This window comes from Ammoniphilus oxalaticus (assembly GCF_003609605.1).
Classification (GTDB): Bacteria; Bacillota; Bacilli; order Aneurinibacillales; family RAOX-1; genus Ammoniphilus; species Ammoniphilus oxalaticus.
Window position 1 is genome coordinate 1 of the sequence record NZ_MCHY01000008.1, and the last position, 14,070, is coordinate 14,070.

Here is a 14,070-nt window from a genome sequence, read left to right on the forward strand (position 1 = left end):
GGAGAAGCTGGAGCTGGAGCTATTATCCCATTTGCCTCAGGTTTACCAACTGCGCTTACTACAATTGCTGGTGGACTAGCGGGAACGACAAGTCTGGTGGGATTTGGAAACAGTGCAGTTGGTGTAAGTTTACTAGGGAGCGGAGCAATTGATTTGACTGGAGCTGCTGGAACTCTTCTAAACTTTGCCTTCTCAGTGCCAAGAGAAGGAACAATTACTTCTATGGCTGCTTATTTTAGTGTAACAGCTGCTCTTAGCTTAGTTGGATCTTCATTGACTATTACAGCACAATTATACAGATCTACAACTCCTGATAATACGTTTACACCTATTCCGGGTGCTGCTGTCACATTAGGTCCTGCCCTAACGGGGCTCATTTCAATTGGAGAAGTTAGTAATGGAGTGACATCAGGGCTTTCTATTCCAGTTTCTCCTCAAGATCGCTTATTAATGGTTTTTTCTGCTACGGCCTCTGGATTAGCTTTATTAAATACAGTTGCGGGATACGCCAGTGCTGGTATAGACATTAGTTGATATTTAACAATTTAGTAACGCAAACCTATGGGTTTGCGTTACTAAATAACTTAATAAAGAGCTTTGCATAAGTGTACTTGCTGAATGCAAATTCTGAGAGAGAAGATGATTATTTGAGGTATGTCGAGATTTTAGATAAACACTCATTAATTATATTGTCGATCTCGTTAAAGTGTGAATTGTCCGAATCATATTTTTTAATACTTTTAGTTTTCGAGCTGCCCAATCTAAGGACTTAATTTGATCACTTAGGACTACTCCTGTTATTGGATAGCTGTTGTTATCAATAAATTAATTCACGTCCTACAACTCCACAATCAATTTTATCATGTCTATTTTCTGGAGTAATTTGTGATAATAGTTCTTCTAATGTGTATTCATTTCTTTCTCTTTGCGGTTTTAATGTAATAACATTTTCATTTCCAATAATAATTAATTCCATTCTGGATCCTTGGTCTATGCCTATTTTATCAGCGATATCCTTTGGGGTACAAATACCTAAATTATTACCCCACTTTTAAACATTAACTATAGACAAGTAGTCAACCCCGCTTATTTTCATTTTATAAGCTTATTTAAATACATTAAATTATCCTCAATTCAAAAAGTATACTCATATTACATAGTTCACATATTCAATGGTGGGAACAAATATTTTTTGAAATATAATTTGTTAAGTATATATCATAAAGAGTTATATCAATACAATCGTCATTCCACATTAATGTCAGCCTATAAGCACATTAACGACCCGAAATTTAAGCATTGCGTAATTCGGGAAAAGGGTGAAGTGTATAAGGCGTTAACGACATTCTTTAAAAAGGAAGAAGGAATAAAATTATAGGCGCTCCTGAGGGAGTGCCTTATTTTTCACACTAAGATAAAATGAGTGTTCAGTTGAGCAAAGCTCATCTATTGTAGATGAAAACTTCACTTTTAGCATAAACAAGTCTTTGTCCTTCATATAGTAAATAAAGGAGACTCTCATTTTTGATATGCGAGGTGAAAAGATGACACCGGATGAGAAACGCCAATTAGAAAGAGCGATTTATGAGATCACGGAGATTGCCAAAGGGTTCGGTCTTGACTTTTTCCCGATGCGGTATGAAATTTGTCCGGCAGATATCATTTATACATTCGGGGCCTATGGAATGCCTACCCGTTTCGCCCACTGGAGTTTTGGAAAAGCATTTCACAAGATGAAGTTGCAATACGATCTTGGTTTAAGCAAGATTTACGAACTCGTCATAAACTCTAATCCTTGTTACGCTTTTTTATTGGACGGGAATTCATTAATTCAAAATAAACTGATTGTGGCCCACGTCTTGGCCCACTGCGACTTTTTCAAGAATAACATGCGGTTTTCAAATACGAATCGAGATATGGTTGAAAGTATGTCGGCCAGCGCGGAACGGATTCGTAGATATGAACTTATTTATGGAAAAGAAAAGGTGGAACAATTCATCGACGCGGTTTTAGCCATTCAGGAGCATGTTGATCCGAGCCTGTTCGCCGCAAAGTTGCGCTGGACTGAACAAGATCAACAGGATCGGAGAAGGGCCGTTGGTTTCGATGGACCTTACGACGACTTGTGGGGACTCGACAAAGAGGAACAAGAGAGAAGAGACGCGAAATTAAAAGCGGCTCGAAAGCCGCAAAAATTCCCGCCGCAGTCGGAAAAAGATGTGCTTTTGTTCATTCAAGAGTACGGTCACTATTTACAAGATTGGCAAAGAGATATCTTAACGATTATGAGGGAAGAGATGCTGTATTTTTGGCCGCAGTTAGAGACGAAGGTAATGAATGAAGGCTGGGCGTCCTATTGGCATCAAAGAATTTTGAGAGAAATGGATTTAACAGAGCAAGAGACGATTGAATACGCGAAATTAAACGCGGGTGTTGTCCAACCTTCAACAACAACGATTAATCCGTACTACTTGGGATTGAAGATGTTCGAAGATATCGAACGCAGGTGGGATCATCCAACTGAAGAAGAACAAATCAAACTAGGTCGCAAGAAAGGCCAAGGAAGAAAAAAGATGTTTGAAGCGCGTGAAGTCGAGTCCGATATCTCTTTCCTTCGAAATTATATGACGAAAGAGTTGGTCGATGAACTAGACATGTATATCTATGCGAAACAAGGTCGGGATTGGGTCATTACCGACAAAAGCTGGGAGCAAGTAAGGGATCAATTAGTTATTTCTAGGGTTAATGGGGGTTTTCCTTATATAACTGTTGAGGACGGGGATTATTTAAAGAATGGCGAGTTGTATCTTAAACACTTCTTTGAGGATATGGAGCTAGACGTTAAATATGTCGAGAAGACATTGCCTTATGTGTATCAATTATGGGGCAGAACGATTCATTTGGAAACATTAATTGAAGGACGACAAGTGTTATTTACGCATGACGGAAAAAAGACGCATCGTCGTTTATTGTAGGTATATCCAAAAAAGGCGGGTCAAATAGATTGACTCGTCTTTTTTTCGCTTGTACGATAGGGACAGGTGATGAAAGATGATAGAATGGGACCCAACTTTTAAACAACTGCTATCTGCCCAATGTCGGCAATGCCCTGACCCTTATTTTGCTCCTTATCATCGTCAACTGCTTCATGTTGGCTGTTGCAGCCACAGTCCCGTATTCGGGCTGTTTGAGATACACAAGATGCTAAAGGCGGGCGATCGCGCCTTCTTTTACGAACAGATCTATCGTCATGAACAGAGTGTGGTTGATGATTATACGATAACGGTTCACGCCTATGTTCATCCGTTGTATATGGAGGCTTTGCAAGAGAAAGAATTATCAAACCTGGAACAAGCTGACTTAAAATTAAGCTTTTCAGTCTGTCGTTTTTTTGTGGAAGGAAAAGGGTGCAGCTTACATCCCGCGTACAAGACGAGTACGTGCAGATCGTTTATTTGTTCAACGATTGAAGAACAGCTCACGGATCAGCAGTGTTCTGAACTGAGTCATCGTGTTCGCCAAATTAGGGAAGAAGTTCGCGCTTTTGAAGTTGTTCATCAAGCAAAACTCAAACAAAAAAACTGGACATTAAGCTCCCAGCTTGAACCCATCTTAGATTATTTGGAAGCAGTCAAATAAAAAGGAAAGGAGCTAATCGACCCCTTTCCTTTCATAAATATAGCGGGCGTATTCAACTGGTCGGCGGACGGCTGTTCGGTAGCGATCCAAATCGCCCATCTGCTTAAAAATGTCGCGGCCTGGTTTGTTGTTGACTTCAATAATCCATACATTTCCTGCTGTATCAATCCCAAGATCGATGCCAAGTTCAAGCAAACGCCCGAATTTGTTTTCAATATATTCAGCTACGGCTAAGCCTAGCTTTTCACATTCAGCTTCAATCGCTTTACTCTTTTCTTCTGAAAAGTGTTGGCGGAAAAAGCGCTCGGGCTGAATCGCTTTTCCGCCACCGTGCAAATTTGAAGTGGCGCTATTTTTTCCGCCAACTTTTCCGCCTAGACCGGTAATCGTCCACTGACCATCCCCATCTTTTTGAACTAATAAACGAAAATCTGTGATCAAACCCGTCCCCCATTCTAAATCCAATCCTTGTTGCGCAATATATTTCGATTTTTTTGTCCAATGCGTGATAAATCTGGTGAGTTCTAGAGGAGAAGTTGTATTCTTTTTAACTACTTTTCGTTGCAGATCGCGTCCTAAGAGGCGAAACGCCCCATTCCTCTTAGAGATGGAGAGGATCCCTTTGCCGCCAGTGCCGTTCACGGGCTTTACGTAGATGGAATCGTACCTTTTTAGTAATTGAAGGGCTTCTCGGGACTGTTCTAGAAAGATCGTTTCGGGTAACCATTGATTCAACTCTTTATTTTGGAGCAGAAAACGGTGCAGATTCCACTTATGAGCCATTCGTGAGTTTAAGAAAGTCCAGTTGCTTTGTTCTCTGAAGCGCAGGAACGTTCGAAACGCATTCGGTTGCATGTTCCGAAATCGATCATAGACGACGTCAGGCGGTTGGCAACGTTGTTCAATCCAACCTTTTTCTCGTGTATATAGGAGGCAGCGGACTTCCCCAGATTGAAGCAAGTCGAGCGGCGAAAATAAAAACACATCGGTATTTAATTGATTAGCCGCCTTCGCCAGGTGAGTAAAGTAAGTTCGTTCCTCAACATAACGTTTCGTTCGCCAGGTCAGAATACCGAGTCGCATCTTCTTCATTTTATTCCACGTCTTCTTTCTTCCAATTACCTAATCCTAACCATAGCGTCGGTTTACCTGTCGGCCCTTCTATAATTTTAAAGCCAACCATCCCCATTGCGAAACACATCTTTAAGCTCGGGACATTGTCTAAGGCAACGCGTCCATAGCATTTGTCAACACGCTTGAGTATTTCAGAGATTAAGTTAATTCCTGTTTTTTTCTGGCGGTGTTGTCGATGCACGACGACAATCGACTCTTTTCTCCCATAATCTGAGATGGCAAGTAGTCCCGTTAATTTTTTTTGTTCGACCGCAACGAGGATCACGTCGCCTTTTTGATTTAACTTTTCTGCTTGCAATCTTTCTAACCAGCGAATCCCTTGTCTTGTAATGCGTTTATCGCCGTGTAAATTAAGGAAGCGGATTAATTTCGGCCTTACCGCAGGGAGAGTCTCAGGCGTTATTTGTTTTACTTGCATGAGAACGCTCCTCCTTTGCAGTAAATTTCGACAGGTATTGGGAATATTCAATGATTCGCTCCAAAGACAATTTTCGAATGTGGGGTTCATCGAATTTCATTGGTTTAGCATTGGCTTCAAAAAACCAGAGCTGTCCTTTTGTATCAAGTCCAATATCCATCGACATTTCAGCTAACCCTGGATAACGGTCTTCTAAAGCGGTTGCAAGCCCTAAAGCGACTTGCTGTATTCGCTTTATCATCTGCTCATGGTCAGCTGGTCTGGCGTGTCGCAAAACGATATCGGGAGCGGCAATCGATCCGCCGCGAGGCACGTGGGTGGTAATGCTGTTCTTACCTGCGACTCGGATTCCGATGCCAGATAGTTGAAATGTTCCGGTTCGATCCTTCTGAATTAAGACGCGGATGTCAAACGGACGTTGATTGTAGGTCGCTAAGTGAACGCCTTGTTGTAAAACATACCCTTTTTGCCGTGTTTCCTTGATCAGTTCCCAGAGCTTCTGTTGGCTTAGGTCGGCTCTGACAACGAGTTTAGAACCGATGCGTTGCTTTAGAATATGGCGCTCCCCGCTTGTTTCCACTGTCATAATTCCTTGCCCTGCCTTACCGTCAATCGGCTTTAAATAGAGGAATGGGTGTTTATTTACCATCGCTAATAAATCTTTTGAGGTTTCAAATTTGATGGTATCTGGAACATACTTCCCTACCTTCGGATCTTTGCTTAACTTTTCATAAAGATGCCATTTATTGAAAAAGTGGCTATTGAAGAGACGGAGCGAAGGCATCGATGTTAATCGGTTGATTGCCCTTTGCGCGAACTCTTTTTCCTCATCGGCTCGATAAGGAATTCGATTATAGACGACATCTGGCAGCGGCATTTCAGAAGCGCGCTTCCAGCTATTCTTGGTTTCATCATATAAAAAGGCGCCGACCGTATTGGTTGACCAATCAATATCTTCAGCGGCAAACACGTAAACGAGCGCGCCTAGCTGCTTCCCCATACGCATAATGTCAATGAAATTTCGCTTGTTCCCTTTAAATCCAGCTCCACGTCTGACGGTTAAAATTCCGATGAGAGGTCCAGCGGTTAATGTTTGCTGATGCTGGGCCACCTTGATCTTGGTGGAAAATGAATTGTATTTAGGAGGCGATGAGGAGAGCGCCAGTTCCCTTCCCTTCTCTTTTCTTCCTAGGTGAACCATCTTATTTTGTTTAACAAGTTTTTTAAGTGTTGAAACCGGAACGTGGAGCGTCCATTGATTGGCGGATGGTTGGAAAGAGAGGGTTGTTGTTCGGATCTGATTCAAATGTAACACGCTCCTATTTATTAGTTGAAATTGGCTAAATACCGACTGTAATCTACGATTAGATTAATTGATTTCTTATCGGCTTCCCTTAATCCATCATGTCTAAAGACCGAACGACCTGGTCGTGAATTTGCTTCAAACATCCAAATATGCCCTGTTTCATCAATGCCAAGGTCAAAGCCGAGTTCACCAATGTTTTGCTGTACTCTCGATTCTATCGCTTCGGCTAATCGAACCGCCGTGTCTTTCAGCGCCGCTTCCATTTCTTTGGCGCGATGTTGGAAGACTCGTTGCAATAAATCTTCTCCTGAAATAACCGTGCCGCCTGTGCGCACATGGGTCGTGACACTCCCTTGACCCGCGATCTTTGCGGCAATTGCGGCAACAACCCATTCGTTTTTACTATTTTTATGAGCATGCACGCGAAAATCCAGCGGTCTGCCATTGTACTTAATAAGTCGGATTCCTTGTTGGGCTAAATAGGAGCCGAATCTGGAACGGGGGATGCGTTCTTGGAGCAAAGGGGCTAAAGTGCGATAACGTCTAACGACGTTTTGACCTTTTTGGTTATACCGACAGAAAAAGCCGTTGCCGGGTCTATAAAAAATTTTAATAATCCCTAAACCTAAGCTGCCGCTGCCGGGTTTTAGATAGACCATACCGTATTTTTGCAGCATGTTTTCTATTCGGCTGACAGTAGGAGCAATGTGTGTTTCAGGCATATGTTTCGTTGCGAAAAGATGACCTTGCAGTCGTTGATGAATCGACCATTTATTAAAAAATGTTGGATTAAACATCGAGCAATTAGATAGCGCGTTCATCTTTTCTTTAAATAGTTTTACGGAGCGTGATTGCTCTGAGCTACGATTAGGGATTCGATTATAAATCACATCAGGAAAGGGTACAGGGGCTTGCTGCCAATGAACCCGATTATTTGTTTCCACAAGGAAATATCCGCGCGCGGTTTTGGTTTCCCAATCTACGCTTCCGGGCGTAAATAAAAAATAATACATTCCCGCGCCTCGCTGCGCGGATAACAGGTGTCGGAAGAACGAGGCGCGTTGACTAACGAGCCGATTTCCGACTAGACTAACTCCAGTTGTTAAGATTCCAACTAAAGGTCCAATGCGGATCGTGTCCCCCTCAAACTTGACATGCATTTGTCCGCTAAATGGGACAACAAGTTCTTTGCGAAGAGTAGGGGGGAACCAAATGTCCCGCTCACCTTGTTTCGCCTTTAACAGACGAGTAAGGACTTTCCGTTGACCTAACTGCACATAAACCTGCTTACGATTTTCAATGCCCAATTCTCTGCACAAGGTATGTGAAATGACAATGCCAGGATAATCCTTTTTGAGAAACTGGACTCGACTTCGCTTTGACTCCATCTCCGAATAACGCTCCTTTATATTTGTAATGGGATTGCGTTTAGGTCCTTTTTCTACCCGTGTTTCTCTTGCGACGTTGTCGTGTTTTTGAACGTTGCGAAACACGCTGTAAATGCCCGCGTGAATCCATTAAATATTTAGTGTAAAACAGCGGATTTAGCTTTGAAAGTAATGCTGTTTCTTTTTCGTTTAAGCGATCAAAAATTTCCCGGCCGGGTTTTGAATTGACTTCAATTAACCAGACCTTATGCTCGCGGTCGATCCCAACATCGATTCCTAATTCAACTAAAGGTCCGTGTTGTCGTTCTAAATAGGCGGGTAACATTGTTTCTATAATATGCAATTGTTCCTTAATGGTTTTTATTTGAGTCGAAGTATAGTTAGCGAGCATAAATTCGTTGAAAGGTAAGGCTTTGCCGCCGCCGTGGAGATTAGAAGTGATACTCTGCTTGGCGCCAACCCGAATCGCCTTGCCCGTTGTCGCCCACTGTCCCGATCCATCTTTTTGCGTTAATAGGCGAATGTCAAAGGGAACCTCTTCTTTGTTGCGGAGGGTAAGGTAGGGTTGGATTAGATATTTCCAGCTACGCGCATAAGAGTGGAAAAATGAGCTGAATTGTTGGATAGAAGGGAAGCTTCTACGGATGAGCGCATTCCGTCTCCCTCTCCCTTCAACACGGAGTGATTGAGCGGTTCGGGCTACTTTTAATACGCCAATCCCAAGAGAACCGTTAATCGGTTTTAAAATGATAGATGGGAACCGTTCCAACCATTCTACGAGTTGAGCTGAAGAGGAGTAGACTTCTGTTGGCGGGAGAAATTGGCGAAGTGATGGATGCTCCTTCAAGGTGTTAAACATTTGTAGTTTTCCTTTTAAGCCAACGCCCAAAAAACGAATAGATGGATCTTGTAACAATTTTGCGACGGCTGGTTTATGTTGTTGGTTGTACGTTCTGCCAGAATAAAAACAGCGGTCATAAATGTAATTCGGGATCGGAGCGGTGACTGTGCTCCATTTGCTCGTATCATCCCATGTGTACCCACGGACTGTTCGTGACTGAAAATCGACTTGATTGGGATGGAAGACGATAACAGAGATTCCTTCTCGCGTTCCAGCTTGAATCAGGGTTCTAAAAAAGGCTTTTTCGGGAAAGGGCGGTTGAGTTGGCGCATATACGGTCATAATTCCTAGCCAAGTATTGTTCATGACCCGTCACTCACCTTTTCCTCCGTTTTTTTTGATTACGTTTCCGTCGCAACGCAATCAGGCTTGCTTTATTCGCATTGGAAGTAGATTTTGTCATGTTTTTTAAAAATAGGCTATAATCGAGCAACTTCTTTACGGAAGGTCTCGTTTTTGTTTGTTCTGAAAGTACTTGATCATCATTTTTGGACGGTTTCGCATTGATTTCTAACAACCAAATTCGTCCGCTCGTATCGACAGCGAGATCGATCCCTAACTCACCGAAATGTCCTTCTAATTCAGCTTCCAGCCCTTCGGCAAGCAACCTGGAAGTTTGGGAAAGTTGATTTCGTGTCGGCCTCGTTCCGCTCCACGGTCCCGCTGCCGCTAAAGCTTCCCCTACAGACATGATCGTTCCGCCGCGCGCAAGGTTAGAGACGATGCTTTGACTTTGCCCAATCCGACCGACAATCGAGGTCACGATCCACTTACCCGTACGATCTTTTTGAGCGAGCGATCTAAAATCAAGCGGGTTTCCATTAATGCGAATCAGTCGCAATCCTTGTTGAACCAAATAAGGGAACTTAGAAATACGCGGACCGATCGACGCGTGTAGTTTGGCAAGGCTAGAATACGTTTTTTGAACAGTGCCGGCCATTGTGGAATACTGGCACGTAAAACCCTTTCCAGTTCTTGAAATGCGGTAAATCCCTTTGCCCAGACTGCCGTTTGCCGGTTTTAGATACACTTGAGGATAGCGCGAAACGGCTTCTTTTATCGTGCTAAATCCTTTAAATAACGTGGTGCCCGGCAAATAAGCGGATACTTGCGGATTTTTGGAAAGCGCCTCATGCACTTGCCACTTATTAAGGAAGTGTTCATTGAAGTAATGGATCCCTTTTTTCTTGAAAGATTCAATAATTGCTTGATTTTCGGGTTTGTTTTCTGATTTCCTTGAGGCAAGTCGATTATAGATACTGTCTGGTGAGGGTAAGCGTCGTTGTACCCACTTTCCATTCATCCACGTCCATCCGTTAACGGTTTGATTTTGTTGGTCAACATCGTTTAATGTAAAGATATAAGCTAGAATTCCTTTTGACTTCGCCTCCTGAACAAGTTCCTTGCAAAATAAAGAGGCGGACCCGAAGATCCCTTCGGGGGTACGAATTAAACTTGTGATCAGAACACCGAAAACCGGACCAAGGTAAATTCTCCTACTTTTTGGTTCATACTGAATATTTAGCTGAATTCCATTCGGAATACATAACTGTTCTGCCAGATCCTTACGTATCCGAATTAAAAAAGATTGACTTGTGAATGTTTGAACTCTGCTTGAGCTCTTTCTTTGTCCCAGGTGAATTGTAAGGGGGGAACGCGGGAGTTGCAGCAAATGTTGAAGCTTTGAACTAATCAGTAGGTTCGTCCCAGAAGGGAAGTCCGAATGTTCATCCACTTGTATTCCGGCGCAAACTTTTGACATGCTTATTCCCCTTCCCATTAGGCTTTCTTATACACTACTGTATAGTATGAGGGCGTTTGGAGCTTGGTGATAAGAGTGGGCTTAGGCAGCTATAGCGAGTAAACTACTGTTACAGAGGTGATTGAATGGCGTGGCCTATTTTGTTTTTAATACAGATTACGATCGGGGCGTTGATCGGGGGACTGACTAATGAATTGGCGATTCGGATGCTTTTTCGTCCGTATAAAGCGTACTATATTGGCAAGTGGAGAGTGCCTTTTACACCAGGGTTAATTCCAAAACGGCATGAAGAGCTCGCTTTTCAGATGGGGAAATTGGTAGAGAACTTTTTAATTACGCCGGATGGCGTTCGAAGTATGTTAGAAAAGGGAGAAGTAAAGCAGGAAGTTATTGAGTGGCTGTTGCGTAAAATGGATGAACTAGAGGATTCAGAAGATACGGTGGAAGTGGTGTTAGCTAAATGGGGCATTTCCTTAGATAGCCAATTAGAAGAGGCGACAAAGCAACAACTTAAAGCGTTGATCATGAAGCAACTTGCTGATCATGCGGATCGCCCGCTTGAAGAGGTTTTACCGTATGGGATCAAACAGCAACTCGAATTGAAGCTAGGAGAAATCTCTCCCATTCTATTAAAGAAGTTTGGCGGGTTCCTTGCATCTGATGAAGGAACGGTCTTTATTCGGCAGATGTTAGGTCAGCTGGCTGGCGGGCTCGGTATGCTTGGGGGACTCGCTTCGATGCTTTTGTCGGATGAAAAGGTTGTTAACAAGGTAAGGCATTCGCTCGTTGACGCATTTGAGAATAAAGAGCTTCAGGCCAAGTTGTCTGGTTTGATTCAACAGGAAATTCAAAAGGCATATAAACGGAATGTGGACGAGGTCGTTGAGTGGATTGGAAAAGAGAGGGTAGCCGATGGCATTCAGTTTGCGGTTGACAAAGTCGTTGCGTTTGATCAGCTTCGGAATCTGAAAGTCAATCAATTGTTGAGCGCTATGCTGCCGTTGCTGCGCGCAAAAGTCCCTAGCGTTATAAACCGCTTATTTGATTGGGCTGAGTCCCATTTGGAACAAGGGTTGAAAAAAATCAACCTCACAGCGATCGCGGCCCGTCAGGTTGAAAACTTTCCTGTCCATATGTTGGAGCGGATGATCGTTAGCATCACAGGGAAGGAACTTAAAATGATTACGGTGCTGGGAGCGTTGTTAGGAGGGGTGATCGGGGCGATTCAAGCATTGCTTGTGCTGTGGCTTAGTTAGGTCTATATACAAGCAGGGACTGGTGTGGCAAAATATGGGTAGATATTTTGAAGAAATGAAAGCGGAGGGGAAAGTATGAAAATTATTTTTCATGGACATTCAACAGTTCAAATTACGACGCAGGATCATTCAATCATTATCGATCCATTTTTGGAAAACAACCCAGCTGCCAAGGCAAAAGCGGCAGACATAAAAGTAGATTATATTTTGCTGACTCATGGACATGCAGACCATATCGAGGATGCCGCATCGATTGCGAAGAACAATGATGCAACCATTATCGCCACGTATGAACTTGCTAATTATTTTGGGTGGCAGGGTTGTAAGACACAACCACTAAATATAGGGGGGACATTTCCGCTCCCGTTTGGCAGTGTAAAACTGACTCAAGCTTTTCACAGCTCAGGTTTAATCGAGAATGACAAGCAGGAAATCATCTACATGGGGATGCCAACAGGTTTGTTGCTAACAATCGAAGGCAAAACATTGTACCATGCTGGAGATACCGCTTTATTTGGAGACATGAAAATGATTGGCGAACTTCACGACATTGACCTTGCTTTTTTACCAATCGGAGATTTATTCACGATGGGACCCGAAGATGCCGTTCATGCGGCGCAGTGGTTACAGGCTAAGCAAGTTTTACCGATTCATTACAATACATTTGATTTTATTAAACAAGATGGCGCCGCTTATATCGAAAAGTTGAAAGAGTATGGGATTGGCGGACAAGTGATTCAACCAGGGGAAAGCATCACGTTCATTTAATAGCGTCATGAGCATTCATTGATGATAGAGGCTGTACTAAAAGGAGGAGGGACCTTCTTTGGCGCAGCCTCTTTCTTGATTGCTGAAGCGCGCTGACGATAACTCTTCATTTTCGATCACCTCACATAGGTGAATGTTTTAGTCGTTAAAATGATGCGGCGCTGGCTTGAAATGAATCAGATTGGAGAAGATGGTCGTATAGAGCAGGAAGGTGAGGAGAAGATGAGATTGAGAAAGTTTTATATATTCTTTACCGCGGCGTTGATCGTTTATATTGCCGTGATCACTGTTTATCTAATCAACGCCCCCAGTTCTCTCCCGTTGGAATGGCAAGGATCCGCAGCCGATCCCGCGACCTTTATGACGGAGGAACAATTACAGCAATCGGTCTCTTTTTCAAGAGAAAAGAATATCATTACGTTTATTTCAGGTCCGATCAAATGGGCGATCTATTTGCTTATTCTTGGAATTGGGTTATCCGCAGCCTATGCAAGAGGGATAAAGAGGATTTTCAAATGGAACATAGTCAACATTTTTTTGTTTTTGTTGTTGCTCACATTAACGACGACGATCTTGCAGTTCCCGCTGGATTATTATTTGTTCCAGTTGAGGCATGAATATGGCATCTCCACCCAACCGTTTTCAAATTGGATTTTCGATCGAATGAAATCGTTTGGAATTTCGTTAGTGATGATGACCCCGATAGTTTGGCTGTTTTATTTCATTTTACGAAAGTCACCGAAACGTTGGTGGCTCTGGCTATGGGGATGTTCGATCCCGCTCATCTTGTTTTCTATGTATGCCAAGCCCGTCATCTTGGACCCGATCTTCAATGAATTTTCGCCGTTGCAAGATCAACAGCTAAAGCATGACATTTTGCAATTAGCAGAACAGGCGCAAGTTCCGACTCATCAAGTGTATGAAGTGGACATGTCGAAGAAAACAAATGCGCTGAACGCGTACGTAACGGGTGTGGGCTCAAATACAAGAATTGTGCTTTGGGATACGACACTGCAAAAGTTGAAAAAGGATGAAGTATTGTTCATCATGGCGCACGAAATCGGTCATTACGCATTACATCACATGACTTGGTTGTTTTTCGGAACCATTTTTGCGCAGCTGGTCGCCCTTTATTTACTGTCGCTAACATTCCGCTGGACGGTGGATCGCTTTGGTCCCTTTTGGGGGATTCAACATCCGCAAGAGCTCGCCTCTTTGCCGATTATATTGTTATTGTTTTCCGTGTTTTCGTTCGTGTCGATGCCGATTCAAAACGGTGTGTCTAGACATTATGAGCAAGCGGCTGACGTCTATGCGATGGACATGTTAGAGGATCACGATGCCGCTGTTCGTACGTTTCAAAGACTAGCAGTAGAAGGACTATCTGAGGTCAATCCGCCGCGTTTAGTTAAATATGTTCTGTATACGCACCCGACGTTGTATGAGCGGATCCTGTTCGCCCAGCAGTTCCAACGATCAAAATAAGATCAGGAAGGCG

Annotated in this window: 12 protein-coding genes and 2 pseudogenes; 7 read left to right on the forward strand and 7 right to left on the reverse strand. The window is 43.1% G+C overall.

Translation table 11 applies throughout. The features are described 5' to 3' along the window. The coding region (locus BEP19_RS06175; protein ID WP_281269281.1) for an exosporium glycoprotein BclB-related protein at positions 1–534 on the forward strand (534 nt) is incomplete at its 5' end. Positions 535–817: 283 nt separating this feature from the next. Here the strand turns inward: BEP19_RS06175 and BEP19_RS06185 are convergent. Continuing rightward, positions 818–1,039 (reverse strand): annotated as a pseudogene (locus BEP19_RS06185) (AbrB/MazE/SpoVT family DNA-binding domain-containing protein); the annotation flags it as partial. A 186-nt stretch (positions 1,040–1,225) separates the two neighbouring features. On the opposite strand from BEP19_RS06185, the pseudogene BEP19_RS17945 reads away from it, so the two are divergent. The 3 genes and pseudogenes from BEP19_RS17945 to BEP19_RS06200 form a co-directional block, all read left to right on the forward strand. Then, positions 1,226–1,378 (forward strand): annotated as a pseudogene (locus BEP19_RS17945) (sporulation protein YhbH); the annotation flags it as partial. A gap of 166 nt (positions 1,379–1,544) precedes the next feature. After that, a complete protein-coding gene (locus BEP19_RS06195) occupies positions 1,545–2,975 on the forward strand; it encodes a SpoVR family protein (protein WP_120189947.1) in 1,431 nt (476 codons plus the stop codon). Positions 2,976–3,051: 76 nt separating this feature from the next. After that, complete coding sequence (locus tag BEP19_RS06200) at positions 3,052–3,639, forward strand: hypothetical protein (protein WP_147393774.1); 588 nt, start codon at positions 3,052–3,054, stop codon at positions 3,637–3,639. 12 nt (positions 3,640–3,651) lie between these two features. On the opposite strand, the gene BEP19_RS06205 is transcribed toward BEP19_RS06200, so the two are convergent. From BEP19_RS06205 to BEP19_RS06230, 6 genes are read right to left on the reverse strand one after another with little or no spacing between them, the layout of a single operon-like run. After that, a complete protein-coding gene (locus BEP19_RS06205; RefSeq protein ID WP_120188987.1) occupies positions 3,652–4,731 on the reverse strand; it encodes a YheC/YheD family endospore coat-associated protein in 1,080 nt (359 codons plus the stop codon). A 1-nt stretch (position 4,732) separates the two neighbouring features. Beyond that, positions 4,733–5,191 carry a GNAT family N-acetyltransferase gene (locus BEP19_RS06210; protein WP_120188988.1) on the reverse strand — a complete coding sequence of 153 codons (459 nt, stop codon included), beginning with the start codon at positions 5,189–5,191 and terminating at the stop codon, positions 4,733–4,735. Then, entirely contained in the window at positions 5,166–6,497 is a 1,332-nt protein-coding gene (locus BEP19_RS06215) for a YheC/YheD family endospore coat-associated protein (protein WP_120188989.1), read from the reverse strand. The genes BEP19_RS06210 and BEP19_RS06215 overlap by 26 nt, the downstream gene beginning before the upstream one ends. A gap of 20 nt (positions 6,498–6,517) precedes the next feature. Beyond that, a complete protein-coding gene (locus BEP19_RS06220; RefSeq protein WP_120188990.1) occupies positions 6,518–7,885 on the reverse strand; it encodes a YheC/YheD family endospore coat-associated protein in 1,368 nt (455 codons plus the stop codon). Between the two features lie 40 nt (positions 7,886–7,925). Next, positions 7,926–9,092 (reverse strand): YheC/YheD family endospore coat-associated protein, encoded by a 1,167-nt coding sequence (locus BEP19_RS06225; protein ID WP_120188991.1) that lies wholly within the window; start codon positions 9,090–9,092, stop codon positions 7,926–7,928. A 10-nt stretch (positions 9,093–9,102) separates the two neighbouring features. Further along, the gene (locus BEP19_RS06230) at positions 9,103–10,548 is read right to left on the reverse strand and encodes a YheC/YheD family endospore coat-associated protein (protein WP_170145290.1); all 1,446 of its coding nucleotides are present in this window, start codon (positions 10,546–10,548) and stop codon (positions 9,103–9,105) included. Between the two features lie 125 nt (positions 10,549–10,673). Between BEP19_RS06230 and BEP19_RS06235 the strand changes: the two genes are divergently transcribed. From BEP19_RS06235 to BEP19_RS06245, 3 genes are all read left to right on the forward strand, one after another. Continuing rightward, positions 10,674–11,804 (forward strand): DUF445 family protein, encoded by a 1,131-nt coding sequence (locus BEP19_RS06235; protein WP_120188993.1) that lies wholly within the window; start codon positions 10,674–10,676, stop codon positions 11,802–11,804. Positions 11,805–11,879: 75 nt separating this feature from the next. After that, on the forward strand, positions 11,880–12,572 hold the full coding sequence (locus BEP19_RS06240) for a metal-dependent hydrolase (RefSeq protein ID WP_120188994.1): 693 nt from the start codon (positions 11,880–11,882) through the stop codon (positions 12,570–12,572). 228 nt (positions 12,573–12,800) lie between these two features. Further along, positions 12,801–14,057 (forward strand): M48 family metallopeptidase, encoded by a 1,257-nt coding sequence (locus BEP19_RS06245; RefSeq protein ID WP_170145291.1) that lies wholly within the window; start codon positions 12,801–12,803, stop codon positions 14,055–14,057. The last annotated feature ends 13 nt before the right edge of the window (positions 14,058–14,070 follow it).